28 protein-coding genes, 1 tRNA gene and 1 pseudogene are annotated in these 24,539 nt (G+C 37.9%); 13 read left to right on the forward strand and 17 right to left on the reverse strand.

The features are described from left to right. Window positions 1-101: 101 nt before the first annotated feature. The 4 genes from kam1_RS05265 to kam1_RS05280 all read left to right on the forward strand — a co-directional run bounded on the left by kam1_RS05265 (window position 102) and on the right by kam1_RS05280 (window position 2,599). Window positions 102-767, forward strand: a complete 666-nt coding sequence (locus kam1_RS05265; RefSeq protein WP_235277602.1) for a zinc ribbon domain-containing protein — start codon at window positions 102-104, stop codon at window positions 765-767. A gap of 15 nt (window positions 768-782) precedes the next feature. Continuing rightward, window positions 783-1,064 (forward strand): DNA-directed RNA polymerase subunit omega, encoded by a 282-nt coding sequence (locus kam1_RS05270; RefSeq protein WP_039722019.1) that lies wholly within the window; start codon window positions 783-785, stop codon window positions 1,062-1,064. 13 nt (window positions 1,065-1,077) lie between these two features. Next, on the forward strand, window positions 1,078-1,536 hold the full coding sequence (smpB, locus tag kam1_RS05275; protein ID WP_039722020.1) for an SsrA-binding protein SmpB: 459 nt from the start codon (window positions 1,078-1,080) through the stop codon (window positions 1,534-1,536). A gap of 532 nt (window positions 1,537-2,068) precedes the next feature. Further along, window positions 2,069-2,599, forward strand: coding sequence for a hypothetical protein (locus tag kam1_RS05280; protein WP_143958294.1), 531 nt, complete (start codon window positions 2,069-2,071; stop codon window positions 2,597-2,599). A 105-nt stretch (window positions 2,600-2,704) separates the two neighbouring features. Here kam1_RS05280 and purH read toward each other — a convergent pair whose 3' ends face one another. Together purH and kam1_RS05290 are read right to left on the reverse strand one after the other, a co-directional pair. Beyond that, the gene (purH, locus tag kam1_RS05285) at window positions 2,705-4,237 is read right to left on the reverse strand and encodes a bifunctional phosphoribosylaminoimidazolecarboxamide formyltransferase/IMP cyclohydrolase (RefSeq protein WP_039722021.1); all 1,533 of its coding nucleotides are present in this window, start codon (window positions 4,235-4,237) and stop codon (window positions 2,705-2,707) included. 41 nt (window positions 4,238-4,278) lie between these two features. Next, window positions 4,279-4,992: a CehA/McbA family metallohydrolase gene (locus kam1_RS05290; protein ID WP_039722022.1), complete on the reverse strand. Its 714-nt coding sequence runs from the start codon at window positions 4,990-4,992 to the stop codon at window positions 4,279-4,281. Between the two features lie 99 nt (window positions 4,993-5,091). Between kam1_RS05290 and ubiE the strand changes: the two genes are divergently transcribed. Continuing rightward, a complete protein-coding gene (gene ubiE, locus kam1_RS05295) occupies window positions 5,092-5,802 on the forward strand; it encodes a bifunctional demethylmenaquinone methyltransferase/2-methoxy-6-polyprenyl-1,4-benzoquinol methylase UbiE (RefSeq protein WP_039722023.1) in 711 nt (236 codons plus the stop codon). On the opposite strand, the gene kam1_RS05300 is transcribed toward ubiE, so the two are convergent. The 4 genes and pseudogenes from kam1_RS05300 to bioB all read right to left on the reverse strand — a co-directional run bounded on the left by kam1_RS05300 (window position 5,777) and on the right by bioB (window position 8,741). Further along, a complete protein-coding gene (locus kam1_RS05300) occupies window positions 5,777-6,322 on the reverse strand; it encodes a DUF721 domain-containing protein (RefSeq protein WP_039722024.1) in 546 nt (181 codons plus the stop codon). The genes ubiE and kam1_RS05300 overlap by 26 nt on opposite strands. Before the next feature lie 60 nt (window positions 6,323-6,382). Beyond that, window positions 6,383-6,850 carry a SufE family protein gene (locus tag kam1_RS05305; protein ID WP_039722025.1) on the reverse strand — a complete coding sequence of 156 codons (468 nt, stop codon included), beginning with the start codon at window positions 6,848-6,850 and terminating at the stop codon, window positions 6,383-6,385. A gap of 26 nt (window positions 6,851-6,876) precedes the next feature. Then, window positions 6,877-7,719, reverse strand: a pseudogene (locus tag kam1_RS11245) (sulfurtransferase); the annotation flags it as partial. Between the two features lie 71 nt (window positions 7,720-7,790). After that, complete coding sequence (bioB, locus tag kam1_RS05315) at window positions 7,791-8,741, reverse strand: biotin synthase BioB (protein WP_039722027.1); 951 nt, start codon at window positions 8,739-8,741, stop codon at window positions 7,791-7,793. A 214-nt stretch (window positions 8,742-8,955) separates the two neighbouring features. On the opposite strand from bioB, the gene kam1_RS10585 reads away from it, so the two are divergent. The 5 genes from kam1_RS10585 (at window position 8,956) to kam1_RS10590 (ending at window position 12,726) form a co-directional block, all read left to right on the forward strand. Further along, window positions 8,956-9,375: a hypothetical protein gene (locus tag kam1_RS10585; protein WP_244945968.1), complete on the forward strand. Its 420-nt coding sequence runs from the start codon at window positions 8,956-8,958 to the stop codon at window positions 9,373-9,375. Continuing rightward, window positions 9,372-10,406: a sensor histidine kinase gene (locus kam1_RS05320; protein WP_244945969.1), complete on the forward strand. Its 1,035-nt coding sequence runs from the start codon at window positions 9,372-9,374 to the stop codon at window positions 10,404-10,406. The genes kam1_RS10585 and kam1_RS05320 overlap by 4 nt, the downstream gene beginning before the upstream one ends. A gap of 5 nt (window positions 10,407-10,411) precedes the next feature. Further along, window positions 10,412-11,746, forward strand: a complete 1,335-nt coding sequence (locus tag kam1_RS05325) for a sigma-54-dependent transcriptional regulator (protein ID WP_039722029.1) — start codon at window positions 10,412-10,414, stop codon at window positions 11,744-11,746. Between the two features lie 156 nt (window positions 11,747-11,902). Beyond that, window positions 11,903-12,490 carry a hypothetical protein gene (locus kam1_RS05330; RefSeq protein ID WP_244945970.1) on the forward strand — a complete coding sequence of 196 codons (588 nt, stop codon included), beginning with the start codon at window positions 11,903-11,905 and terminating at the stop codon, window positions 12,488-12,490. A gap of 17 nt (window positions 12,491-12,507) precedes the next feature. After that, window positions 12,508-12,726, forward strand: a complete 219-nt coding sequence (locus kam1_RS10590) for a hypothetical protein (protein ID WP_244945971.1) — start codon at window positions 12,508-12,510, stop codon at window positions 12,724-12,726. Between the two features lie 243 nt (window positions 12,727-12,969). On the opposite strand, the gene kam1_RS05335 is transcribed toward kam1_RS10590, so the two are convergent. The 7 genes from kam1_RS05335 to kam1_RS05365 form a co-directional block, all read right to left on the reverse strand. Then, window positions 12,970-13,043 (reverse strand) — tRNA-Met (locus kam1_RS05335). 64 nt (window positions 13,044-13,107) lie between these two features. Beyond that, on the reverse strand, window positions 13,108-13,443 hold the full coding sequence (gene trxA / locus kam1_RS05340; protein ID WP_039722031.1) for a thioredoxin: 336 nt from the start codon (window positions 13,441-13,443) through the stop codon (window positions 13,108-13,110). A 14-nt stretch (window positions 13,444-13,457) separates the two neighbouring features. Then, window positions 13,458-14,315: a hypothetical protein gene (locus tag kam1_RS05345; protein WP_039722032.1), complete on the reverse strand. Its 858-nt coding sequence runs from the start codon at window positions 14,313-14,315 to the stop codon at window positions 13,458-13,460. A 69-nt stretch (window positions 14,316-14,384) separates the two neighbouring features. Next, window positions 14,385-16,304, reverse strand: coding sequence for an ATP-dependent zinc metalloprotease FtsH (gene ftsH / locus kam1_RS05350; RefSeq protein ID WP_143958297.1), 1,920 nt, complete (start codon window positions 16,302-16,304; stop codon window positions 14,385-14,387). A gap of 89 nt (window positions 16,305-16,393) precedes the next feature. Continuing rightward, window positions 16,394-17,218 (reverse strand): uracil-DNA glycosylase, encoded by an 825-nt coding sequence (locus kam1_RS05355; protein WP_039722033.1) that lies wholly within the window; start codon window positions 17,216-17,218, stop codon window positions 16,394-16,396. Next, a complete protein-coding gene (locus kam1_RS05360; protein ID WP_039722034.1) occupies window positions 17,175-17,966 on the reverse strand; it encodes an RluA family pseudouridine synthase in 792 nt (263 codons plus the stop codon). The genes kam1_RS05355 and kam1_RS05360 overlap by 44 nt, the downstream gene beginning before the upstream one ends. A gap of 208 nt (window positions 17,967-18,174) precedes the next feature. Beyond that, window positions 18,175-18,450: a ferredoxin gene (locus tag kam1_RS05365; RefSeq protein ID WP_039722035.1), complete on the reverse strand. Its 276-nt coding sequence runs from the start codon at window positions 18,448-18,450 to the stop codon at window positions 18,175-18,177. Between the two features lie 398 nt (window positions 18,451-18,848). Here kam1_RS05365 and bioD point away from each other — a divergent pair, with 398 nt between their 5' ends. After that, complete coding sequence (gene bioD, locus kam1_RS05370; RefSeq protein ID WP_052250543.1) at window positions 18,849-19,493, forward strand: dethiobiotin synthase; 645 nt, start codon at window positions 18,849-18,851, stop codon at window positions 19,491-19,493. Here the strand turns inward: bioD and kam1_RS05375 are convergent. Beyond that, the gene (locus tag kam1_RS05375; protein ID WP_039722036.1) at window positions 19,457-20,884 is read right to left on the reverse strand and encodes a hypothetical protein; all 1,428 of its coding nucleotides are present in this window, start codon (window positions 20,882-20,884) and stop codon (window positions 19,457-19,459) included. The genes bioD and kam1_RS05375 overlap by 37 nt on opposite strands. 103 nt (window positions 20,885-20,987) lie before the next feature. Here kam1_RS05375 and pdxH point away from each other — a divergent pair, with 103 nt between their 5' ends. Together pdxH and kam1_RS05385 are read left to right on the forward strand one after the other, a co-directional pair. Then, window positions 20,988-21,638 carry a pyridoxamine 5'-phosphate oxidase gene (gene pdxH, locus kam1_RS05380; protein WP_052250544.1) on the forward strand — a complete coding sequence of 217 codons (651 nt, stop codon included), beginning with the start codon at window positions 20,988-20,990 and terminating at the stop codon, window positions 21,636-21,638. 132 nt (window positions 21,639-21,770) lie between these two features. Further along, window positions 21,771-22,244 (forward strand): c-type cytochrome, encoded by a 474-nt coding sequence (locus kam1_RS05385; RefSeq protein ID WP_039722038.1) that lies wholly within the window; start codon window positions 21,771-21,773, stop codon window positions 22,242-22,244. A gap of 238 nt (window positions 22,245-22,482) precedes the next feature. Here the strand turns inward: kam1_RS05385 and kam1_RS05390 are convergent, their stop codons facing one another. From kam1_RS05390 to kam1_RS05400, 3 genes are read right to left on the reverse strand one after another with little or no spacing between them, the layout of a single operon-like run. Next, on the reverse strand, window positions 22,483-23,235 hold the full coding sequence (locus kam1_RS05390) for a hypothetical protein (protein WP_039722039.1): 753 nt from the start codon (window positions 23,233-23,235) through the stop codon (window positions 22,483-22,485). A gap of 22 nt (window positions 23,236-23,257) precedes the next feature. Beyond that, the gene (locus tag kam1_RS05395; RefSeq protein ID WP_039722040.1) at window positions 23,258-23,905 is read right to left on the reverse strand and encodes a hypothetical protein; all 648 of its coding nucleotides are present in this window, start codon (window positions 23,903-23,905) and stop codon (window positions 23,258-23,260) included. Window positions 23,906-23,940: 35 nt separating this feature from the next. Next, entirely contained in the window at window positions 23,941-24,411 is a 471-nt protein-coding gene (locus tag kam1_RS05400) for a hypothetical protein (RefSeq protein ID WP_143958298.1), read from the reverse strand. Window positions 24,412-24,539 lie beyond the last annotated feature (128 nt).

The raw sequence follows: 24,539 nt of genomic DNA on the forward strand, positions 1-24,539 counted from the left end.
AATGAATTTTCCTTACATATTTATTGGCACTACTTTATCTCTGTTGCTATACTTTTATTCTTATGCATCCATCTATCCCTTTTCTTTTAAAATTGCAGGAGATGGATAAAAAGATTATTGAAATACGCAAATTACTAGCCAAAATTCCAGTAGAAACTGAAAAATTCCAAAAGCAGCTTAAAATCGAAGAAGAGAAGGTTGCTCAAAATAAAAAGGAGCTTTTGCAGATTGATTTATCTATAAAAGAGATGGAAGCCGAAATTGCTGGATTAAAATCAAAAATTAACCAGTATAAAACCCAACAGCTTTCAACGAGAAAAAACGAAGAATATCAAGCATTGTCTCATCAGATTGATAATGCCACCCAAAAAATTTCGGATTTAGAAGACAAAGTGTTAGAGTTTTTGGAGAAAAAGGAACGGGTTTCAAAAACGTATAAAGAAGCAGATATACAATTTCATCATTTCGCTTTAGAAGTAAAAAAGAAAACTGAAGCCCTTTCTACACAAAAGGAAAATTTGGAAAAGAGTCTTAGTCAATTACTAGAAGAAAGAAAAGCTTATATAAGCCATCTAGAGCCTAATGTTTTACAAATCTATCAAAGAATTGCTGCTTCAAAACCTGGGACCGCAATTATGCCGGTCGTTGATGAAACTTGTGGGGGCTGTCATATGCGAATGACAAAACAAGCCTATTTGAAAGTTAAGGCATCCGATGCACTTGTTTTCTGTGAATATTGTGGTAGAATTTTGTTCTTTTCGGAGTAACTTTTGAAAATTACGATGAACACTTCTCCAGAAAATATCAATCAACTGTTATCTGCAGCTTTAGCAAAAGTAGAAATTCCTGAAGTTCTAGTCAACATGGTTTCAAGAAGAGTCAGATTGCTCGCCAAAGGAGCAAAGCCTCTCATTGAAACTTCACCTCATTGGAACCTCATGCAAATTGCTCTAAAGGAAATTGCCGAAGGAAGGCTGAGTTGGGCACCCATCGAAGAAGCAACAGAGGAAAAGGCTCCAGGAGAATATCCACAAGAAGAAAGCACGCCAAGTAGTTTATCATAAGCTTCTCCGGAATATGGACAGAGACCTTGTTATTAACAGGAAAGCAAGGCGAGATTATAACATCATAAAGACCTTGGAAGCAGGAATAGTTCTTTTAGGATCCGAAGTGAAATCATTAAAAGAGGGGAAAGGAAGCTTGGAAGGAGCTTTTGCTAGGATAGAAAACGGGGAAGCTTTTCTGTATCAGATGAATATTTCCCCATATGAAAAAGCGCCCACTTATGCGCTTAGAGATCCGAAATCACCCAGAAAATTACTGCTTCATAAAAAAGAAATAGGAGAGCTTGCGGGTGCTATTTCTAGACAAGGCAGAACCATTGTGCCATTAAAACTCTATTACCGTAGGGGTAAGATCAAGGTTCTTCTAGGGATCGCTTCAGGTAAGAGCCAAGTGGATAAAAGAGAGAAAATAAAAGAACAAGAATCTCAAAGAGAAATTAGCAGAATTCTAAAGAGAAGAAGAGAGTTTTAAATTTAATTAGCTGTTTTCCTGCATGGAGTTATATTACTTCAATGCGTTCTGAAGTTGAGGGAAGTATACGTTCTATTATTTCCCTTTCTTATTTTAATGGAGCTGTACAACAGCTTTAATTCAGAAACTTCTATTTGTGATATCACGTACCAGTTGTTAGAAATTATTTTTTAGGTTTGGTGTGCTATTTAAAATTCATGTCTTCAACAATTAATTATAATTCTTTTTAAAAGTATTTCTATTCTTCGTGTCTTCCTAATCTTTATTCAATGCGGAGTACATTCCTCTATCTAGAAAAAGAAGCAACTCCAACACAATTTTATAAGATAGGCAACTATTAAAGGTGGCTTTTCAATTTATCTTCTTACTTTTTCTTCCTTCTTTCTATCTTATTATAAAATTAATGATATTTGACATAATTAAAAATAAGTTTAAAGTATTTTTAAACTTCAGACTTGTTCTTCGTCATATTCATTTCTATTTCAATTAGAAATTGTTTGTTTTATTCGAGATTTAAAGTTGGAGGTATACTATGATAAAATATTTACATCTATTGATATTCCTCTTATGGAGTTCATCTTATGTAGCATATGGGACACCTTATTTTCTTGAAGAGCTTGAAAAAATACTAACTACAAAAAATACTAAAAGCAACAATTGTTATGTTTTGTCTAATTGTAGTAATAATAAAGAATATTTCCTATTATCAATCATTGATTCTAGATATAATTCTTTTCTCAGTGATTTTGAACAAAAATTTATCAGTAAATATAAATGCATACGACTCCCCCAAGATGTTGTTTCTTTCAATACACGATATTATTATTTAGTGGACGAAGTTGGAAACTATTGGAAGGTGTGCATCACTGCGTTTAATAACTACACTACTAAAGTATCTGCTGAGCTTTTTCGAGATACTCCTTCAATTCCAGCTAATGTTTTTGCTGCAAGGGACTTTTGCTTATCTTTGAATGATACGGAAAAAATCAAATACAGAGATATCATAAGAAATTTCTTTAATTTATCTGAAAACCAAATTGCTAACGTTTATAGGGGAGTGTAATACTCGATAAATTATGCTTAAATAGCAATACTAATTATATGATCTTTGTTATATTTATTGATAATATCGATTAGTTTGGAAACTTAGAATGCATATGATAGAAGATTAGTGCAAGAAATGGCGGATATGGGTAAACAACATAGCCATATTATGATTATTAGCGGTTTCGATGACTTCTTTGTCTCTCACGCTTCCCCCTGGTTGAATCACTACGGATGCTCCAGCGGCTGCCGCTAGTTCCACTCCATCAGGAAAGGGGAAAAAGGCATCCGAAGCAATTGCGCTACCTTGCAAGGATATGCCTTCGCGCTTGGCTTTTTCAATTGCTATTCTTACCGCATCGACTCTTGAAGCCTGGCCTGATCCTATTGCTAATGTTCTATCGGAATCTGAAAAAACAACGGCGTTGGAGCGAGCATGTTTGACCACTTTAAGACCGAACATACACTTGTCGATTTCTTTTTGAGTCGGTTTCCTTAAACTAACGACTTCTATTTTATCTTGATCTAGAAGGATGGTGTCAGGTTCCTGAAGAAGATAAGAATTGCCAAAAAGGGAACGGATGACAAAACGAGGGAAGGGTAATTTTTCGAAGCAAACTTGAATTAGCCTCAAATTTTTTTTCTTTTGTAAAAGCTTTAATCCTTCATCTTCGAATTCTGGAGCAATAACGACTTCAACAAAAATTTCTGAAAGGAGCCGTGCCAAAGAAGAATCAAGTGGTTTGTTGATGGCAATCACTCCACCAAAGGGTGATTCTCGGTCCGTTTCAAAGGCTTTAAGATAGGCATCTGTAACGGTATTTCCCATTCCTATCCCGCAGGGAGAAGTATGCTTAAAAATCGCGGCAACGGCTTTCTCCGCAGGGAATTCGAGTAAGGTTCTTACTGCTGCATCAATATCAAGAATATTGTTGTAAGAAAGATCCTTTCCTTGGAGTTGTTGAAAATAATTCCAAAAATCTCCATAAAGGGCAGCGTGCTGATGAGGATTTTCTCCATATCTTAATGGAGAATAATCGTAGAGGGGAATGCTCGACTCCGGTGGAAACTGGCGGATATGAAACTTTTCTTGAAAAAAACGAGCTATCTGGCTATCATAATAACTGGTTAAGTTAAAGGCTTTAAAAGCGAGTTTTTTACGCAAGACCAACGAGGTCGAGCCCATAGTCTGCACTTGATGCATTACTTCAGAATAATCAGTGGGATCCACAACAACGGTAACATGCGGATAATTTTTTGCTGCACTTCTTGCCAGAGTACATCCTCCAATATCGATAAAATCCAATATTTCTTCCGTCGATAGGTCTTTTTTTATTGCGGTAGTAAAGGGATAAAAATTGACAATGACATATTGAATTTGAGGAATTCCTAGTTCAGCAATTTCCTTTAAATGTTGGGCTTCGTCCCTTTTGTAAAGAATGCCGGCATGAATTTTTGCATGTAATGTTTTGACCCTTCCTCCTAGAAGTTCAGGAAAGCCAGTGACATCCGAAACTTCTTGAACAGGAATGTGAGCATTTTTTAAAAGTCGAGCTGTTCCACCTGTAGAAATAATGTCTATTCTAGCTTGGCTTAAAACTCTAGCTAATTCGACAATTCCAGTTTTATCATACACTGAAATGAATGCTGTACTCATAAGGAGAAGAACTTTCTAGAATGAAAAATTGTCTATTCTTTTTACATATCATTACCAATCGATTTGGTCATGAGATGTCTACTTCTAAACCGAAAAACATTATTCCATGTTTTTTTTAAAGCTTCCTTCGTAGAAATATATCGTTTTTCTAAAAGGGTACCATGCCGAATAGCCCGAAGAATGCCTTGGACAGAAAAATCGTCCGTTTCTACAATAGTTAGTGCCGTACCTATAACCTCTGCATCATGAGCATCACTGGCGGAAATCATTGGAAGTCTTCTTTCTTTTGCATAAGCCATAGCTTTTTGATTGCATCTTTTAAAAGTGACAGCCGCATTAAAAACTTCTATCCCATCTAAGGGAAGTTTGTCCAGAAACCGTTTTCGAATTCCGGCACGAAAATAATCAAAGGGATGAGGAGCGATGGCGAGTCCTCCCATGGAATGAATAAGAGAGACGGCATCAATTGCAGGAATTCCTTTTAAGTCTGGTAGCTTTATCCCAAGAGCTAGAAGATGGCCTTCTTTGGTGGTAATTTCTTGTCCGGGAAGAATCAGAAAATTATCCACAGGTAACCCGTCTTTTCTGATTAATCCGATTTGTTCCAAATAATCAATTCCAGCAGACGTGTTATGATCGGTGAGAGCAAATCCGTTCAATCCCTTTTCCTTTGCAACGCGGACCAATGCTTCCGGTTCTGATACTCCATCTGCAGAAAATCTAGAGTGACAATGGAAATCAATTCGGTATTGCATATTTATACTACCATAACATATTTATTTTGTTCTGTTTACTTTTTTCTACTCAACTCTATCATCTATCCTGTCGCTACTATTTTAAAAAGCGGATAGACAATGACCCAACAAAACTCCATAGGCAAACTATTTGACAAGGTGGCCAGTAGATACGACTTTCTAAACCACTTTTTGAGTCTTGGGATCGATGTATTGTGGAGAAAAAGATTAGCCAGAAAAGTAGCAGACCTAAAGCCTTCCTCTTTACTGGATTTGGCAACAGGAAGCGGAGATCTTCTCTTGGCTATCCTTAAAAATTCTCCCACTATCCTTCGATATTATGGGGTGGATATTTCTCAAGAAATGATCGCTCTTGCTAAAGAGAAAGGGCTTGACAATCTTCTGATAGCTGATGCCTCTAGTCTGCCTTTTGTCGAATCGAGTTTTGATGTTGTTACTGTTGCCTTTGGACTCAGAAACTTCCAAGATCGAATGCTTGCATTAAGAGAAATTTTAAGAGTATTACGGCCTGGTGGTACCCTCTACGTGTTGGAGTTTTCTATGCCTAAGACTATTCTTAGACCTTTTTATTTGTTCTATCTGCAGAAGCTCATGCCACTGCTTGCCTCTTTTGTAGGCGCTCCAAAAGATGCTTATATTTACTTGGCACAATCGATTTTAGACTTTCCCCAACCCAAAGAGCTTGTAGGTCTTTTTCAGAACGCTGGATTCGACTGCTGCGGCTTTGTGCCAATGACTTTTGGCATTGTTACGATTCATTGGGGAAAAAAACCAGAAACTGCTCTTAATAAATCAGCTTTAAAAACTTGATCGGCTTGCCTGTAAGCGAAGCTATTTTTTCTATGATCTTTGGATTCTTGGTAATTTCATAGGATATCACACTAGAAACACAACGAAAAAAGGCGGTTTGTTTCTCTTCATTAATCGAGATAAGCACGCTGTAGGTAGCCAGGTGAGTTCCAACGGCTTCTTTCCATATAGCTTGCAGGGCTGCTGGATGATGCAGCCTTTTCCTTTCTAATCTTTTGAAAAGACTTTCAAAAAGACTTTCTCTATACCACTTCGCTCGCAATACGGGATTATTTGGAAGATTGGAAAGTTGGTCACCGTTTCCATCTTTGCCAGATGCCTCGAGAAATCGGTCATAAAGTAGAGTTGGAGCTTTTCTAGAAAAATACAGTGTTAAGGTTTCTTTAGAAAAAGAATTGGTTTGTTGATGGGCTTTTAAAAATGAAGAAAGAGTATCAAACCAACAATCGTTATAGTTCTTACTATCGATCCGTAATACTGGAAATCCGGCCTCTGTCCCAGAAAGGATCTTTTGTTTCATCTTGAGAATTTTTTTTTTGGACTGATCTTTATCTCAGCCTATCCAATCCCTTGTTTTAGGTTAGAGTACTTGACCATTTTCAATCGTTCTCTTACTTAATAATTGCTTACAAGCACTTTTCATTCTCCCCAATACATAATAAACAGTCTGACTCCTCACCCTAAAGAGCTCTCCGCCAACAATTTTGCTTATAAAGGTACTTGGTATATTGACGATTTGTTGGGGTAGGGAACCACTTAAGCCCTGACAAAGAATGGAAGTCATGGCTTTTGTCAGAGTTTGAACATGAGGGCCTAAATGCATCCGAAAATAGACCTTGCCTTCTTCATCGGAAAGAAGATAGACACCGACCATATCGGTGCATTCTTCATCTTTTCGGACATCAGTAAGAACATAGGACTCACCTTCTTTTGGAGAAAATTGAGGAGCAGCTTCGCTGTAAGCAATTAGCATTTCTCGTCTTTCTTCTTCTCCTAAAACTTCGAAAGTAGAAATAATGTCTTTTAAAGCTTTTGGTAACTCTTCCATTTTTGAGTTAATTTAGTTGTAAGATTTTATCTTTCAATGGGAGCTCCCACACGATTACCCCATTCTGTCCAAGAGCCATCGTAATTTTTTACGTTTTTATGGCCGAGAAGATAGGTTAAAACAAACCATGTGTGGCTTGATCGTTCGCCTATCCTACAATAGACAATTGTTTCCTTGTCATCTGAAATCCCACAGTCTTGTTCGTAAATCTTCGATAGCTCTTCTGCCGATTTGAAAGTACCGTCTTCGTTGACTGCGGTTTTCCATGGTACGTTTTTAGCTCCCGGAATATGTCCACCTCTTAATGCCCCTTCCTGTGGGTATTCCGGCATATGGAGAAGCTCTCCCGTGTATTCGCCTGGAGAACGGACATCAATAAGAGGTCCTTTCTTTTCTTTGCAAAAGCGCAAGACTTCCTCATAAAAGGCTCTGATTTCCGAATCATGTCGAGTTAAGGGAACAGGATATTCTGTTTTAGGAAATGTCGGCTTTTCTTTTGTGAGCGGTCTTCCTTCTTTTATCCATTTGTCTCTGCCTCCATTGAGAATCTTTACAGCGGTATGACCAAATAGTCGGAATACCCAAAGGGAGTAACACGCCCACCAATTGGACTTATCACCATAGAAAATACAGATGGTTTGGGGGCTTATTCCTTTATCACTGCAGAGTTTGGCAAATTTTTCGGGAGAGATATAATCTCTAATTAATGGATCGTTGAGATCCGCTCTCCAATCAATATTGACTGCGTTGGGGATGTGCCCTGTATCATACAGGAGAGGATCTTCATTACTTTCAATTATTCTTATTGTCGGATCGTTAAGATGATCCTGTAGCCAGCTAGTTTCGACTAAAACTTCAGGATGAGCATAGGTTTTTTCATAGTGTTTCTTTTAAATACAGAATAAAATACAAAAAGAGAGGGAAAAAGAAAAATAGAAAATCAGGAGTATAGTTTTGTGTAACCTTCCTTTTGTAAGTTCAGTCTTTTTAGCCAAGCCAGATCGGTTTCCAATTGAACATTGTTTTGCGTAAGCAGTTTCTCTCCAATAAAAATAGAATTGACTCCGGCTATATAACATAAAGTCTGTATGGACTCATCAAGCAATTTCCTACCGGCTGCCAGTCTAATCCGAGAGGTAGGAAAAAGAATCCTTGCCGTAGCAATTATTCTAACCAGATCGATATAGGAAAAATTGCTTTGAGCATATAGAGGCGTCCCCTTTATTGGCATATAGACATTGATAGGAACGCTTTCTGGAGGTTCTGGTAAAGTCCTCAGATAATAGAGCATCTCCAGCCGATCCTTTAAACTTTCTCCCATTCCTATGATACCTCCAGAACAGAGTTTTAGCCCTACCTTTTGAACTATTTCTATAGTTTGGAGTCTATCTTGGAAACTGTGTGTGGTAGCTATTTTGGGATAGTAATTAGGACCAGTATTCAAATTGTGGTTATATACGGAGAGTCCTGATTCCTTCAGCATTAAAGCAGCTTTTTCTGTCAAAAATCCCAGGGAAAGACATAATTCTAAGCCCAAAGAACTTATTTTAGAAATAATTTTGCAGATTTGCTTTGTTTTTAATTCTTCATGAGATAAGCCTTTCCAAGCTGCACCCAGACAAAATCGAGTCGCTCCATTTTCCTTCGCTTTCTTTCCAGCTTCAAAAATTGTCTCTTCATCAAGCAAGCTACTTTTTTCAATTGAGGTGCGATAATGAGCACTCTGAGCACAATATTTACAATCTTCACTGCAACCCCCACTCTTAATATTAAGAAGTTGGCAAAACTGCAGATCATTTTTCCCAAATACTTTTTTGGCTTGTAATGCCTGCTGGATTAAATCCTCAAGAGGTTGAGAATATATTTGCTCAATCGTATGATAGTCGTTCATGAATCTCAACAATAGTCGATCTTCTTTTTAACAACAATGTTTTCCATTGGATTAGTAAAAAAAGACAAAATATATATCGAAACAAATATAAACTTTTTCTCCTTGGAGTATCCTCATGCTTAGGAAACCCATTTTCATATATCATTCGGTGATGAATGGAGGGAGATCTTTATTTGCTCCTTTCTGAACCAATAGTTATATTGATTTTTCCCTTATGCTAATATTCCGCCGTTATCCTCTTTGGATAGGCCTTCTCCTCCTTTGGATTCTTTTAATTCTTCTAGGTATTACCTTTGGCATTTGTGGTCTTATTGCTTTGTTTTGGGGAGTTTCAGCCAGAATATCGATTGGCAAAAACATGGTCCGTAACGGAGCGATGAAAATAGAAGAAAATGTCAAGTCTCTTTTCGACTTGAAAGATTGGACAGAAGGAAATTCCTTTAATCTGGTTATTGCCAACTCGCTTTCGGCATTTAATGGTGTGGAAGGTGGATTATGGGATAACGAACAGGGTTTTATTGCCTACAGCTATCCAACATATGAAGGTTCTTTAAAGCTAGATGTCCCTGCGGCAGAAAAGAATCGAATCGTAACTTTGGCATTGGAATCACTAAAAAAAGGAAATCTCTATTGAAACAGTTCGACGGCAAAAGAGAAACTATGCTCCTTTACGTTACACCTTTAGAATCAAAAAAGGGCAAAACCGTTGTATGGACAATGACTCGAGTGCCAATCCGCCTGGTATCAGACTACGAAAAATTAGCCGTTTTTTTATCTTTCTTATTAATTTTTTCTCTTTTATTTGGGATATTTGGATTACGCATCCTCCATGCTTGGTCAAAAGAAATTGCACGAATCGAACAAATCATTGCTACCACTCCTCCTGACCAAATCCCTTCTTTGGGTTCTACTGGATTTGATGAATTGGACAAACTTGTAGTTACCTTAATCAATGCGAAGAAAAATCTCATTGAGGAAAAAAATAGAAAAGAAGAATTAATGCATAAGCTGTTAAAAAACGAGCGAATAGTCGCTCTAGGAAGAATGGCAGCCACGTTAGCTCACGAACTTCGTAACCCTCTAGCTACCATACAGCTTGAAGCTGAAAACGCTTTAGAGACAGACACGATGAACAAAGAAGGCTTAAATCGTATATTGGATCAAGTGGCTCGCATGGGCAAGCTGCTTGAAAGCATTGTCCTGCTGTCTCATGCTGGGGAAATCCTGCCCCAGCTAATCGATCTATCCGTTTGGATTCAATCTCAAATCCAAAAATATGGGTTACTTGCAAACAAATGCGGAGTAGAGTTGAGAGTTTTTCCTTGTGAAGGGAATTGGGTTTTTGATCCCAAAAGTATGGCAAGAGCCTTTGAAAATCTTCTTCAAAATAGCCTAGAGCATACTCCAAAAGGAGGATGGATTGAAGTAACGCTAGAAAAAAAAGACAATTCACTCTGTCTGTCTGTTGAAGATTCAGGAAAGGGTATTGAGGAAGATCTCCGGGAGTCGATTTTTGAGCCCTTTTTTACGAAGAAAAGCAGTGGTTTTGGTCTTGGACTTTCGATTGTAAAAGAGATTGTCGAAGCTCATAATGGACGGATAGAATATAAAAAGGGAAGGGAAGGAGGAGCTCGTTTCGAAATCTATTTACCAAATAGTACTTAGGGCTTATGGCTGATATTCTAATTGTAGACGACGACAACGCCTTTCGGTACGTTTTTTCTAAAACTGTCCACTCTTTAGGTTATTCCGTATTAGAAACGGCAGACCCCAATAAAGTCATGGAATTGGCAAAAGAAGTTAGTCTCATTTTTCTGGATTTAAAATTAAAAGAGCATGACGGTCTCATACTGCTTGAAAAGCTATGTAGTTCTAGTCAACATCCCCCAGTTGTTATATTGACAGCCTATTCAAGCAGTTTCAATACGATTGAGGCGATGAAAAGGGGAGCCTTTGACCATTTGAGTAAACCAATTAAAAGACAAGAGATTAAAGAAGTTATTGAAAGGGCCTTAAAAAGATCTTCCTTTTCCTCTTTTTCAATAAAACAGCCTGATGAGCCTGAGGAGCTTATAGGAGAGAGTCTACCAATGCGGCGCGTTCAAAAAACCATTGGATTTGCTGCTGCTTCCGATTGTCCTGTCCTAGTCGTTGGAGAGACAGGTACTGGAAAAGAATTAGTTGCAAAAGCTATTCATCGACACAGTTCGAGGGGAGTGGGACCGTTTATAGCAGTCAATTGTGCTGCAATTCCAGAAACGCTTTTTGAAAGCGAATTTTTTGGCCATCTCAAAGGCTCCTTCACGGGTGCACTACGAGATCGTAAAGGAAAATTTTTAGAAGCCTCTGGTGGCACCCTTTTCTTAGATGAGATTGCGGAAATGCCCCTAGCTATGCAAGCAAAGCTGTTGAGAGTCTTGTCAGAAAAAACCATAACTCCAATCGGTTCTGAAACGACCTATCCTGTTGATGTCCGCATCGTAGCTGCAACCAACAAAAATTTATTGGATCTTGTCTCTAAAGGAAAATTTCGGGAGGATTTGCTGTATCGTATTCAGGTTTTACAGATTGAACTTCCGGCTCTTCGAGAAAGAGGACCGGATGTTCTTTTGCTTGCTAATCATTTTCTTGAAAAACACTTTCCTGGTTCCTTCAAAAAATTAAGCGCAGCTGCAGAAAAAGCCGTTCTCGAATATTCCTGGCCTGGAAATGTTCGTCAGCTTGAAAATGTGATTCGCCGGGCAGGAATTATTGCTAGAGGACAGTCTATAGAGGTAGAGGATCTTGGCATTCCTATTGAAAAAGAGGCATTCGATGTGAGAGAGAAAGAAGATCTTTTACAATTAGATTTCTTTTCGGCCATTGCAAAGCTTGAAAAGCTTCTTATAGAAAAAGCTCTTGAGGAAAGTCAGGGCAATCGTGCTGAGGCGGCACGTCGGTTAAAAATTCATCGCAGTTTACTCTACCTTAAGATGAAAGAACATAGGATCGAAACATTGGAATAATCGACTGATTTTTGGTCATTGGTTCAATCGACCGACTTCTTTCTGTACAACAGACATTCTTTTCTATCGTATTGGTTACTTAGAAGAAGGGCTTGTTTTCTCTAAAAACATCATAAGGTCAAAAAATGGTATAAAACTTGCTAAATCCAAAAGCCCATGAAAAACATCCTTGATTTACCTCTTGGATTTTCTCTTTTCCAATTTTGCTTAAAATGGTGCTCCAATGGATTGGCTTACCACTATCCCATTCTTGTGAGAACCAAGAAAAAAGAAGCTGTTGTTTATATTTTATTTTTTCTTGCTTCCTTATTTTCATTCTCGCCATTTCTTCGATGCATTGGACTAACTATTGGTGAAGATGAAGGAGTATTATTAAAAGAAAATCCTGATAAAAAAGAAAGAAAAGAGAACGAAAAGAATTTAAGCGGATTTTTTGTTGCAGGTTTTGTTGGACCGCAATGGATCCGATCCTCAGGAGGGCATATTGAAGGAGGAAATTCCAAAGTTTTTTTGAATAATGATTTTAGCACCATTCTTTCTCCTACTTTTGGTTATTATTGGTACAATCCTGAAAAACTTGGTCATTTTAGTTTTACCCTTGAATTGACATCTGCTTACAATGGTTCATTGATTTCTGTTCATTCTGGATCACAATCTTATACTGTTTCAACAAACACAGGTCTAGTCTTCCTTTTGGAACTGTTGGGTATCGGCTTGGGCAGTGGGAACCTATTATTGGATTAGGGAGTGGAATTGGTATCTTGGCTCCACAGGGTGCAGGGATACAAATTGTTCCGACCGCCCTTATGGATGTGGGGATGCGTTATCATTGGACTGATAAATGGTCACTGCGGATTGAGTCTTTTTTTGGATGGCTCGGATCCTCTAGAGACTATGTTGGGAATAGGGAAATTAGTTCCATTCAATATTTTTCAAACAATATTGTGGTGGGAATAGGTTACGCTTTGGGTAATTTCTAGGAGATTGCTCTAAGCTTGTTTGTTTTTTTATCGGCTTAGACTGTTAGCGTAGCCTCAATGAGAGCGTCAAGAATCCAATGATTTTGGAGATGGCAAAAATAACAATAGTTACTGATAAATTGAAAAAGAAAAGCTGGTAATCGTAGCAGAGAGAAAATACGCCTTAGAAATGATACAAAAAGGAGATTTAAAAAAAGAAGGCCAAAGAAAGCTAAGTTAAAAAAGCAATAATTAGAAAAAAAATTGCGGGGGCTGGATTTGAACCAGCGACCTTCAGGTTATGAGCCTGACGAGCTACCGGGCTGCTCCACCCCGCGATGTCAAATATAATTGAAAAAAAGTTTATCACAAAAAGCAAGAGGAAATTTTTTCAATAAATCCTCAAGACATTTCGGCATCCTTTATTTTATTAAGGATCTGGTTTTTCGAAGTGACCCCAATTTGTTTCCCTTTGATCTGCCCTCCTTTAAAGATTAGAAGAGTCGGTATGGATTGAATTGAATATTGATAAGCTAAATTAGGTTCTTGATCCACATTTACTTTGACGAATTTAATTTTACCATCAAGCTCTTTGGCTAACTCATCAAGAACAGGACTTAGCATATGACAAGGACCACACCATTCAGCCCAAAAATCAACAACGACAACTTGAGGAGACTTTATAACTTCATTTTCAAATTCTTTTGAGGTTATACTCTTTATTAATTGTGAGGCCATTGTGTTTACTCCTTTTAAAATATATCATAATATGCTAATACAAAATAGGTGGCTGTCAAAAGACTCACAAGAGCTGATAATCCTAAAACAATCCTATTTGGCATGCCTATATTGGCGCTTTTTTTCTCCTTTTCCTCTTTTCGAGATTCTTTTCTTCTCTCCTCTTCTGGCTTTTTTAGTGAAGTCTGTTGTTCCTGCTTTTTATCCTTTCTTAAATGAGTCTCCCCATTACCAGCAGATTGCATTTCATGGGTCTTAATAGATTCAGTAGGAAAAGAAGCAAATGAGGAAGGATTTTCCTGCGTCGTGGAAAATTCTCTTTTTCCTGGTTGAGAAGTTTCTATAGGAGACAAATGCCTAGACTTCAATGAAGGAGGGCTACCAACATTACTATCTTGTTTGAAAGAAAAGGAAAAAGGCTCTTCTTTCTTTTTCTCTTTTTCCTCGGGTTTGAGAAACGAAAAAGGGGCATTGGGTTTTTGAAAGGGTTGTTGAGAAAGAGGATTAAGAGGGAAATTGCCTACTTTGAAAGAAGGCTTACCAAGCTCTGGATTTTTGTTCAACTCGCTAGGTTCGCTAGAAACTCCTTGGAAAGGACTGGGTGGTTGTGCCATTTGTTGAGAAAAGAAATAACCGGGAGGAAAGGGTAAAGGACTATGCAAAGAAGACTTTGGAATAAAAGGAACATGAAAATGGATGAAAGAACTTGTGCCAACGGATTCTGAATGAGGAGTATGTGGACTTTTTATAGGAAAAGGGGTAGAAGAGTGAGGAACTGAACTCGGAGAATGCGGAATGGGTTGTTTCTCTTTGGTCTCTATTGGATCGTTTGAGCTTGGCTTGCGGAAAGGAAAGTTCAAGGCCATAGGCATAGAGTGACATTTCTCCTCAAATTGGTCAAATGAAAAAAAAGAATCAAGTACTATAGGATTTATTAGTAACTAAGAGCTGTTTGCAGAGGAAGAGGAAGAGTAGGAGACTCCTTCTTGATTTTTCACCTTATCTAAAATACTTTTAAACTCTTCACCACTGAGAGTTTCTTTTTTCAACAGAATAGTTGTGACTTCTTGTAATTCTTTAAGGTGTTGCTGTAAAATAGACTTCGCCTTTTCATAATTTTCTTCAAGAATCTTTTCTATTTCTAATTCGATAATGCGGGCTGTTTCATTACTACATTCCTTCAGATAGGAACTATCAAGTCCTCCAAAGAGCGGCTGTGGGGGCACATAATGAGCAAGCCCTGATTTTTCTCCCATTCCATATAAACACACCATTTGTCGAGCAATCGTTGTCGCTACTTCTAGATCATTTTCGGCTCCAGTTGTAACATCTTTGTATATCAATTCTTCAGCGGCTCTTCCGCCCATTGCTACGCAAATGCGATCAAGCAGTTCAGATTTACTCAACAGATATTGCTGAGAAGCAGGAAGTTGTAAAGTATAACCAAGAGCAGCTCTGCCTCTAGGGACAATGCTAATCTTTCTTACTGGTTCAGCGTGCTCTAAATAAAAGGCAACAAGCGCATGACCCACTTCATGATAAGCAACTCTTTCCCTCTCTTTTTCAGAAAGTACGCGACTTTTTCTTTCCGGGCCTGCAATTACTTTTTCCATAGCTTCAAAGAGGTCCTTTTGTTCAATACACGTTGATTTTCTTCTTGCAGCTAGAAGAGCTGCCTCGTTAAGGAGATTGGCCAGATCGGCTCCTGAAAAACCCATGGTAGCCTGAGCGATTTCTTTGAAATTGATGTCTGAAGATAAAGGTTTTCCTCTAGCGTGAACTTTTAGGATTGCTTCTCTCCCATTGGCATCTGGTAGATCAACGACAACCTGTCTATCAAAACGGCCTGGACGCAAAAGGGCACGATCAAGAATTTCTGGTCTGTTGGTTGCAGCAAGAACGATTATTCCCTCGTTTGGATCGAAACCATCCATTTCAACAAGGAGTTGATTTAAAGTCTGTTCATGTTCATCCGATCCAACTTGAATTCTTATGCCTCTTTGTCTTCCAATGGCATCCAATTCGTCAATAAAAATTATACAAGGGGCTTTGGCTTTGGCTTGCCCGAAAAGATCTCGAACACGCGCCGCACCCACTCCCACAAACATTTCTACAAATTCACTACCACTAATAGAAAAAAAAGGCACTTTAGCCTCTCCGGCAACCGCTTTAGCTAACAATGTTTTACCCGTTCCTGGCGGTCCTACCAGCAACACTCCCTTGGGAATTTTTGCTCCTAGGGCCTTATATCGAGAGGGGTTTTTTAAAAAATCTACCACTTCTTGCAGCTCATACTTCGCTTCATCACATCCTGCCACATCGGCAAATGTTACCCCTGTACTTTCATCTACTAAGAGTCTTGCTCGGCTTTTCCCAATATTCAGCAGGGAATAACCGGCTCCACCTCCTCCAACAAACCTGGCAAGAGCAAACCAAACCAGAAAAAAAATAAGGATCGGTACGACCCACGAAAAAAGAATTTGTGACAGTAAACTAGGTTTGACGCTCCCATAGACAACTCCCGCAGCTTGCAAGCGTTTTACTAAATCTGGATCATCAACTCTTACCGTTGAAAAAAGCCCGATTTTTGGTGGTCTCCCTTTTTCTTCCGGTTTTGAAATCAGCATTTTTCCATAGATTTCATCTGGAGTAATTTTACATTCAATTATTTCTTTTTGATTTAGTTTGTTAAGGAATTCACTGTAAGGAATGGTCGAAACTGTAGCCTTATGAAGGCTCTCTTGCCATAACCACACGAGAAATAGAGCAATTCCAATCTGAACAAGAAATCTTAGATAAGGAAAAGGGGGTTCAGGCTCTTTTTGTGTGGGAAAGTTTTTTTTGGGAGGAGAAAGTTTCATTGCTGGAGTTGATTTAACTGAACTACATGAAGTATTTTGGAAAATATAAAATCTAAAAAGAAACTAATAAAGAAGTAATTCAAAAGGTTTTAAGAAAGAAAATATTTCTTCTGTTTTTCAGAAATAGGCATCTGGAGTTTGCTCATCACTGCCAGCATATCTTCCCAAACTTTTCTTTTATTTGCAAGAGAAGGGTTGTGGAGCAAATAGGAGGGATGATATGTAGCTATTAAGAACGCTCCATTAAAATCGATAAATTTTCCTCTAACTTCGCTAATTTTTATTCCTATTTTTCCTGTCAGCCCTTCATAAGCCGTAGCCCCAAGAGCCACAATCACCTTTGGATTAATTAACCGTATTTGAGATAACAAATAGGGTAGACAGGTGGCCATTTCTTCTGGAGTTGGTTTTCGATTTCCTTTTTGGCCTTTAGGGATGTCGGGGCGACATTTTAAGACATTCGCTATGTAGACTTGATCGCGACTTAATCCCATAGCTTTGATCATCTTTGTCAAAAGCTGACCAGCTGGACCAACAAAGGGTTCTCCCTGTTGATCTTCTTCTGCTCCAGGAGCTTCGCCCACAAACATCAATTTACTCGAAGGATTTCCTGAACCAAAGACAGTCTGAGTACGGAATGCCACAAGATGCTGGCAGCTTTGACAATTTTCTACCCTCTTCTTTAAAAGATTGAGCTCTTGTTCCACCTTTTCCTTTGGTATTATCTTCTGATAGCTGGTATGGAGAGAAGAGGAAAGATCCGATCGCTTATTTGTCTTCGAAATTTCTACGGATTGTTTGGTCTCTTTTTTTAGAGTCCTTGGGAAAAAGAGATGGGTATAGCCAAGGCTTTGAAGGATTTCTAGATATTTATAGATCAAAGTTTGGATCTTTCCATGGTTGATTTTTTCCATAAAAGAATTCTAATGCCTCTTTAAAATCTTGCGGGAAAGGAGCAAAAATTTCGATAATTTTTTCCTTTTTCGGATGCAAAAACTTTAATCCATAGGAATGAAGCAACATTGGAAATGCATATTTTCTAACGCCTTTCCCATACAATGGATCACCGATAATAGGATACCCAAGATGGGCGAGATGAACCCTAATCTGATGGGTTCTTCCAGAAATAGGCCGACATTTTAGCATTGAAGCTTCTGAAGAAGCATACAGAAGAGAAAATTGAGTTTCTGATTCCTTTCCTTTTGTCAAATGAACAGACATTTTTTTTCTATTTGTAGAATGCCTTTGTATGTTCGATTTATAGGTAAAGGATTGATAAGGAAACCTGTTCTTGCATAAGCAAATATATGTTTTTGTTATCTTTCTAGCAGCAAATTGCCAAAGAAGTGCTTTTAGAGCTCCTTCTGTTTTTGCAATAATCATTACTCCAGTGGTATCTTTGTCCAATCTATGGACAATTCCGGGACGATGAAGAGTAACACAAGGTAAAGAATTACCATAGTGGAAAAGTAGAGCGTTGACTATAGTCCCTGACCAGTGACCACATCCAGGATGGACGACTATACCTCTTTGTTTATTAATGACTAGAACTTCTTCATCCTCAAAAAGGATATCTATAGGGATATTCTCTGGACGAGGAGAAAATGTATTATCGTCCTCTTCCGCATCAAGAATTTCTATTTCTTCTAGGCCTCGAATCAAATAAGAAGGTTCAATGGGGGTACCATTTTTGAAACGAAGCGTCCCATTTAATATTTTTTTTTAATCTTGTTCCTCGATATTTTTAAAATCGAAGCTAAAAAGGTATCTATTCTTTGCCCCACTCCTTTTTCCATCTCTACTTTTGAAATCGACTGCTGTCGAATTTCCCCCATAAAACCTTCAGAATAGCAATTTAAATAGAATCTTTTTAAGATTCAGTCGACCTTCCTACTTCTATCTCCATGACATCGAGGTCTCCGTCATCTCCAATGGCTTCTACAGGGCAGCCTTCCTTAGCTTCCCTGCATTGTTCTTCTTCTTCGGGTGTCTGAGGCTGCTTATAAACGTAGGAATGGCCACCATCATCGTTTCTTTTGAAATTTGCAGGGGCCGTCTCCCTGCATAAATCACAATCTATACATTGCGTATCGACGTAATATTTTCCAAAAACGTTTCCTGGATATTTATTATTTCTATCAGCCATTTTAACCTCTATTATTCTCTACTTTCTATTTATACTTAATGTACTATTCCCGTCAAGCCCCAATAACGGTGACGAGATTTTTACGCTCCGACCTTTGCAAGGACCTCCATCGCTCCAGTCCCTGAATGGTCTCCGATTCAATCCGTTTTCACAGACGTCAATATTTTTAAAACAATTTTTCATTATGTCAAAGAGATATTAAGAAACAGTATGTTTGTAACAGAACCATTCTACGTTCTTTGAAAAATAGTTCCAATTTTTAGAAAATTTTATATATAGATCAAAAAAAAGGGACTAGAAAGGATGAAAAAAGAAAAAGAAGAGATTTTTTTTCATTTTTATTAGATACATCTTTAGACAATCCTTAAATATAAATAAAAGAAAACCCATTTTTAACAATGACCGTTTTTATAACAGGAACAGATACTGGGGTAGGAAAAACAGCCTTTAGCTATGAGCTTGTGAAATATTGGAGGGCAAAAGGATACAATGCCATTGGCTTAAAACCTATTTCTACTGGTGGAAGAGAGGATGCTATAAGGCTTTGGGAAGCATCCGATAAAAGAATCAGTTTAGATAACTTAAATCCCTTTTATTTTTCAGAGCCTATGGCTCCTGCGATTGCTGCAGAACTAGAAGGAAAAATCATCCATCTTATGGACGTGCAAAAAGCGATTACTCACATGGTGGAGGGCTTTAGTCATGTTGTTATTGAAGGGATAGGTGGATGGCTGACACCTATTTCACGAAAATGGCTTTTAAGAGAGCTCGTTCAAATCCTCCACTGTCCTGTTGTTATTGTTGCGCATACCCGACTCGGATATCTTAACCATACATTTCTAACAATCGAAAACATCCTAGCCGCAGATATTGCTATCAAGGGGCTTATATTGAACCAATATGCTTCTTTGGGCGTTGTTCCCATGGCGATAGAACTTATTGAAACAAGATATAATATCCCAATAGCCCTAATAGATGATTTTAGAAAAAGTCCCTTTTGTTGCCCTCAATGGTTAGAAGATGCTTCTTCTAATTCTTTATAACCGAAATACCTTTTTTCACGGATAATTTCCACTGCTCTTATTGGAACCAATTCTTTCCACCGAGGATCTCCCGACTTGATATATTCTGTAACTTCTTTTGGAGAAAAAGATTTAAGGGGTGGATTGATCGGGTGCAGGGGAACCAAATGATTCGATTCCAAAAGATAATTATAGATATGTTTGATTGAACCTTTTATCTCTAGATTTTCGGCTGTTATAAGCTTGGAGGTTTGAGGATCATAAGTTGGATAGACATAAAGTTTGATTTTCTTTTTAAAAAGTCTGCCCATGGCTTCCAGGATACCTCCTTCGACATAGGAATAGTATTTTTCGTTAAAAAGTTCTTGAAGGAGGGGAATTCCCAGAACCAGACCAATGAGATTTTTGGTAAAACGGTTCAGATAAGTCGAAATTTCATAGAATTCAGCGTAATTTGAAATTAGTACATGTTGTTTTAATGCACATAGTAGTTCAATTCTTTGGATAAAATTGTCTTTATCGATCGTTCCCATTTCGGTTAAAAGATTGCGAGTAGTAATCTCCATTATTTCTAGTTTAGGGACATCGGCAATTTCTGGTTCCTGTAGAAATTTAGCTCTAGCCACTTCCATCATTTCCATATTGAGATTTGTCACAGGTTCAAACCTTCCCCTTTCAATCAATATAGCTTTTTTGTAGAGAAGATCCGAAGGCTGAACAGCTTTTCCATTAGGGGTAAACAGAATCACTGGAGTGAGCCCAGAAACTAGGAGTTGTAAGTTCAACAATCTTAAGTCAATTTTTTCAAATAAATGCCCTGCGGTATCGATTAAATCGACTTCAATTTTCCCTGGAGCAATATTGTCCATCAAAGATTCTATTAAAAGCACTAGATCTTGATTGTAATAAAAGGCTCCATAGATCAAATTGACTCCTAAAATCCCGAGTGTTTCTTGCTGTTGAAGTCTTTCCTGCTCAAGAAATCGAACATGGATGATAACATCATTCCATTTTCCCATTGGATTGTCTTGAAATCTAATTCCCATCCAACCATGACAATCCATTCGTTGTTGATATCCCTGAATGGTAACGGTATCCGCAAAGACAAAAAATTGTGTGTTTTTTCCTCGCTTAACCTCTAGTCTGTCGATTAAAAGGTCATATTCATGGTCTAACATTCTTGAAAGCCTTTCTTGACAGACGTATCTTTCAGTAGGCCCATATATGGCGTCGCTGACTGTCATGTCATAAGCAGAAATGCTTTTAGCAACCGTTCCAGCAGCTCCTCCAACTTTGAAAAACCAGCGGACAACTTCTTGTCCTCCACCAATTTCAGCAAACGTTCCATATTTTTGGGAATCAAGATTGATTTGTAGTGCCTTTTGATGAGTGGTTAAGGTTGTTTTATCCATGCGATAGAATAATCTACTCGCTCATAGGAAAATTCAAAAACTATTGCGAGTATTGACTTCTTGTATTTCTGTGACTTGTCATATTCAAGAAAAAATCGTAGATATGAGCATCATGTACCTTAAAGAAAAACAAAGGGATTATTTTGGAACAGCTCTCTCTATAGAAGAATTAGATGCCAATCCTTTACGACAGTTCATCAAATGGTACGAGGTTGCCCTAGAAACCGAACCCTTTGAACCAAATGCTGTAGCGTTAGCTACTTCCAATAATCAAGGGGAAACTAAAGTTCGCTTTGTTTTAATCAAAGCTATTGATGACAAAGGCTTTCTTTTTTTTACAAACTACTCAAGCATCAAAGGCAAACATCTTGAAGAAAACCCAAAAGCCTCTTTTGCTTGTTATTGGCCAACTCTTTATAGACAAATTTGTGTCAGTGGCACCTGTGAAAAAACTAGCTATGAATTGTCCCTTCGTTATTTCCGAACGAGACCTTTCTTAAGCCAAATTTCTGCCTATACTTCTCCACAAAGTCAACCCATTCCATCTGATAGAACCTATATGGAAACTCTTTTCGATCAAAATAAAGCCAAATACGCATCCCTAACCGTTCCTATGCCTGACAACTGGGGAGGATATCGACTAATTCCAGAAAAAGTAGAATTTTGGCAAGGCAGAGAAAATCGTTTCCATGACCGTTTTCTTTATTCCAAAGAAGCTTCGGGCCAATGGAAAATTGAACGTCTGGCTCCTTAGCAGATAATGAAAAGAAATTTTATTTTATGATTGACAAAAATTTTTATCTTAAGTTCTTCTATAAGAAAGAACTTTAACAATTAACCCATATGGATAAGTAAAACAAGTTAACTAACAAAGGCATTACTCTATATGAAAAAACAATTTTACAAAGCTATTGTTCTAGGAATTTCCTCTCTTTTTTTCTCATCTTCTCTTTTTGCTCAAGATATAATGAAAGATGGAAAGAAGTTTTATGAAATGAATTGTGCTGCTTGCCATCAACCGACAGGTACGGGTGTGCCTGGGGTTTACCCTCCTTTAGCCGGTTCAAAACTCGTTAATGGGGGATCAAAAAGAGTTGTTGCTATTATTTTAAATGGCTTGCAAGGGCCCTTTAAGGTCGATGGCACTCAATACAACGGAGTGATGCAACCCTGGAAAGCCATATTATCCGACGATCGGATTGCTGCGGTGGCAACCTACATTAGACAATCATGGGGAAACAAAGGAACTCCAGTAACGGTTGAACAAGTCAAAGCTGCTAGAGAAGAATATAAAAGTCGAACAGCTCCTTTGAGTGAAGCAGACGTTAATGCTATCCCTGATGAGGATATAAAGCCTTAAAAACGATTCTTTAGAGAGAGTATTGCTTAGATGGAAGCAAGCAATAGGAGTGGGGAAGTTGCGGGTCGAATCGTTAAGCCCTAGTTAAAAACTAGGGCTTTTGTAGTGTGAAAACAGAAATGGTAGAATAAACTAAAGTCTTTGAATTGGGAAGGCTATTGTTGGCTTCGAGTTCTAATAACTCTGCTCTGTAGGAGAGCTCAAGGTTAGAGTACTAGATTTTCTTTTCTCATCCAATCTATTTTATCGATCTATACCACGCATACCATTCTACTTTAAATTTCTCGTCGATTTTCCAAACATTTTCAAATTGCCACCGCACTTTTCCTTTTTCTAATTGATATCCTTTTGGATATATAGAGAAAAAGCTCCCATAGATCCATTGCAGATAGAAAGGAGAATTTGTTTTACCAATCGCTGGGATTGACCGAGCGATCCCTGAAAGATCAAAAGTAAATGAAATTTCATTGAAGGGGGGAGAACCACTACCAGTAACTCCAACATTGTTTATATACTCGAAAGAATCTTTAGTAGCAGAGGTAGCCAATACAAGAAACTCAGCCTGCAAAAGCGTTTTCACTGTTTTATTTTTAGGCCAATAGATATCTGCTGCCCAAAAATATTGACAGTTGTGTTTTGTTTTTACATAGAACCAATTCCACTGGCTGATCTGTTTTCGAATGATAGGAACAGTGACTCCGTCAACCCAATATTTCATCCACAAAGCAGGAAATCTTGGATCCTCTTCAAAAATTGGAACATTCTTTTCCCAATGCTCATAATCATAGGTATGCACCTCGTATTGTTGAGTAAAAATCACATGAGCTTGTAAAGTTCCAGGTTGGTTTGGACTGGGTAAAAGAATAAGTTGAGCGTAACTGTCCAATCGACTCTTGTGAAAAGATTTTTCTAAGGTCTGTTCAAAGGCTTTACAACAAAAACATAAAAAAAATAAAGAAATTAAAGATAGGATCTCCTTTTGAACAATCATTAAAAAGAATATTTTCCATATGTTACGATTTTCTTCTCTGCTCTTTTGGATGATTCATTTTTATTTTAAGTGTTTTAAGCTTTTTGAGTTCTTGCTTTGATTTCACTGCCAAAGGCCCTTTTGATCTGTTTGATTTAATGCTGTGTGAAAGGCCATGAGCGGTTGTATGCAATTTAGCTTTAAAGACTCCATTGTTTTCAACTGATTTAAGATCATTCACTCTTCGATTCTTTTTCTGAGTATAAAGAGAAGGCAAAGAATTTTTTATTCCACTTTCTTCTCTTTTAACTTCAAAGATCTTCTCTTTGGTTAGAAGCTTGTACCCATTAGCCTGTGAGGCTGTTTTAGCCATTAAAATAGGATCGGTAGCATAAAAAACTGCACTCACTCTGCCTTCTACTGATTTTTTGGGGATGTAATTGCATTTTGCTCGTTGAGCCATAGCCACAAGAAAATCGTTTAGAGACATATCAAAAATCACGTATGGTTTATCATCATCAAGAGAATTATGTTGCAGCATTTCCTCTCCAGAGGTTAAATCTCTTTTTTTAAATCCAATATCGATATCCAAAGCGTTAGAAGAAAATGCTGATTCTTGAGGCTCTTGAGCAAGACAAAAGGAAAGATAAAAATAAGAAATCACAAAAATCTTAAGACTAGCTCTTTTCATGTTGTTGGAAAATATTAGAAAATGCGTATTAGGGGTTATCTTTTCAAAGAATTATAAATCTGGATCTCTCCATAGACACCCTGTTCATCCATCACAACCCTTGGCCAGGGGATTCTTACTTCTACTCCAGCTTGATCTTGCAGAACAAGAACGTTGCTTTCGATAGAAAGAACTTTAATTTTTTGCAATTGATTTAAGGTTCTTAACAAAAACACATCTCCAGGATGAAACACTCGGTTTCCAATGATAACTTCCTTGCCTTCTTGAAATCCTCGAATCGGGATACTTGAAGCAAGATCAGCTAGGGAATCCTTTGGATTATCCGCTGATGATCCAGTTAAAAATGTTCCTTGAACAGGAAGGCCAAAAGCATCAATGCCATTCGCAGGGAGAGGAACAGGTTTTCTGGTAGTCAAAGAAGAAATATTTGAATGGGAAATTGCATCACAGAATTGATCGTATTGCGAGTCATAGGTCTCGATGGGGTCCGTTTTCCTTATTAGCATTTTTCCTTCATCCAGTGTCTTCACTAATAAGAGAATAAAAGCGCCTAAAGGCATTAAAAATATTAAGGGATGGGCTGATAAAAATCTCCAAATAGGCAGTGGCAATTTAGGAATTAGGGAATGTGGGT

It is taken from the genome of Methylacidiphilum kamchatkense Kam1, assembly GCF_007475525.1.
Lineage (GTDB): Bacteria > Verrucomicrobiota > Verrucomicrobiia > Methylacidiphilales > Methylacidiphilaceae > Methylacidiphilum > Methylacidiphilum kamchatkense.

Bases quoted from the DNA above. Each gene is read 5' to 3' on its own strand.
- kam1_RS05270 (WP_039722019.1), top strand. From the start codon at position 783: ATGAACACTTCTCCAGAAAATATCAATCAACTGTTATCTGCAGCTTTA.
- kam1_RS05390 (WP_039722039.1), bottom strand. From the start codon at position 23,235: ATGATTGTTCAAAAGGAGATCCTATCTTTAATTTCTTTATTTTTTTTA.
- kam1_RS05385 (WP_039722038.1), top strand. From the start codon at position 21,771: ATGAAAAAACAATTTTACAAAGCTATTGTTCTAGGAATTTCCTCTCTT.
- bioB (WP_039722027.1), bottom strand. From the start codon at position 8,741: ATGAACGACTATCATACGATTGAGCAAATATATTCTCAACCTCTTGAG.
- kam1_RS05395 (WP_039722040.1), bottom strand. From the start codon at position 23,905: ATGAAAAGAGCTAGTCTTAAGATTTTTGTGATTTCTTATTTTTATCTT.
- kam1_RS05280 (WP_143958294.1), top strand. From the start codon at position 2,069: ATGATAAAATATTTACATCTATTGATATTCCTCTTATGGAGTTCATCT.
- kam1_RS05305 (WP_039722025.1), bottom strand. From the start codon at position 6,850: ATGGAAGAGTTACCAAAAGCTTTAAAAGACATTATTTCTACTTTCGAA.
- bioD (WP_052250543.1), top strand. From the start codon at position 18,849: ATGACCGTTTTTATAACAGGAACAGATACTGGGGTAGGAAAAACAGCC.
- kam1_RS05400 (WP_143958298.1), bottom strand. From the start codon at position 24,411: ATGCTAATAAGGAAAACGGACCCCATCGAGACCTATGACTCGCAATAC.
- trxA (WP_039722031.1), bottom strand. From the start codon at position 13,443: ATGGCCTCACAATTAATAAAGAGTATAACCTCAAAAGAATTTGAAAAT.
- kam1_RS05365 (WP_039722035.1), bottom strand. From the start codon at position 18,450: ATGGCTGATAGAAATAATAAATATCCAGGAAACGTTTTTGGAAAATAT.
- kam1_RS05375 (WP_039722036.1), bottom strand. From the start codon at position 20,884: ATGGATAAAACAACCTTAACCACTCATCAAAAGGCACTACAAATCAAT.
- kam1_RS05345 (WP_039722032.1), bottom strand. From the start codon at position 14,315: ATGCCTATGGCCTTGAACTTTCCTTTCCGCAAGCCAAGCTCAAACGAT.
- kam1_RS05325 (WP_039722029.1), top strand. From the start codon at position 10,412: ATGGCTGATATTCTAATTGTAGACGACGACAACGCCTTTCGGTACGTT.
- kam1_RS10585 (WP_244945968.1), top strand. From the start codon at position 8,956: ATGCTAATATTCCGCCGTTATCCTCTTTGGATAGGCCTTCTCCTCCTT.
- kam1_RS05290 (WP_039722022.1), bottom strand. From the start codon at position 4,992: ATGCAATACCGAATTGATTTCCATTGTCACTCTAGATTTTCTGCAGAT.
- ubiE (WP_039722023.1), top strand. From the start codon at position 5,092: ATGACCCAACAAAACTCCATAGGCAAACTATTTGACAAGGTGGCCAGT.
- kam1_RS05265 (WP_235277602.1), top strand. From the start codon at position 102: ATGGATAAAAAGATTATTGAAATACGCAAATTACTAGCCAAAATTCCA.
- ftsH (WP_143958297.1), bottom strand. From the start codon at position 16,304: ATGAAACTTTCTCCTCCCAAAAAAAACTTTCCCACACAAAAAGAGCCT.
- smpB (WP_039722020.1), top strand. From the start codon at position 1,078: ATGGACAGAGACCTTGTTATTAACAGGAAAGCAAGGCGAGATTATAAC.
- kam1_RS05300 (WP_039722024.1), bottom strand. From the start codon at position 6,322: ATGAAACAAAAGATCCTTTCTGGGACAGAGGCCGGATTTCCAGTATTA.
- kam1_RS05330 (WP_244945970.1), top strand. From the start codon at position 11,903: ATGAAAAACATCCTTGATTTACCTCTTGGATTTTCTCTTTTCCAATTT.
- purH (WP_039722021.1), bottom strand. From the start codon at position 4,237: ATGAGTACAGCATTCATTTCAGTGTATGATAAAACTGGAATTGTCGAA.
- pdxH (WP_052250544.1), top strand. From the start codon at position 20,988: ATGAGCATCATGTACCTTAAAGAAAAACAAAGGGATTATTTTGGAACA.
- kam1_RS05355 (WP_039722033.1), bottom strand. From the start codon at position 17,218: ATGGAAAAAATCAACCATGGAAAGATCCAAACTTTGATCTATAAATAT.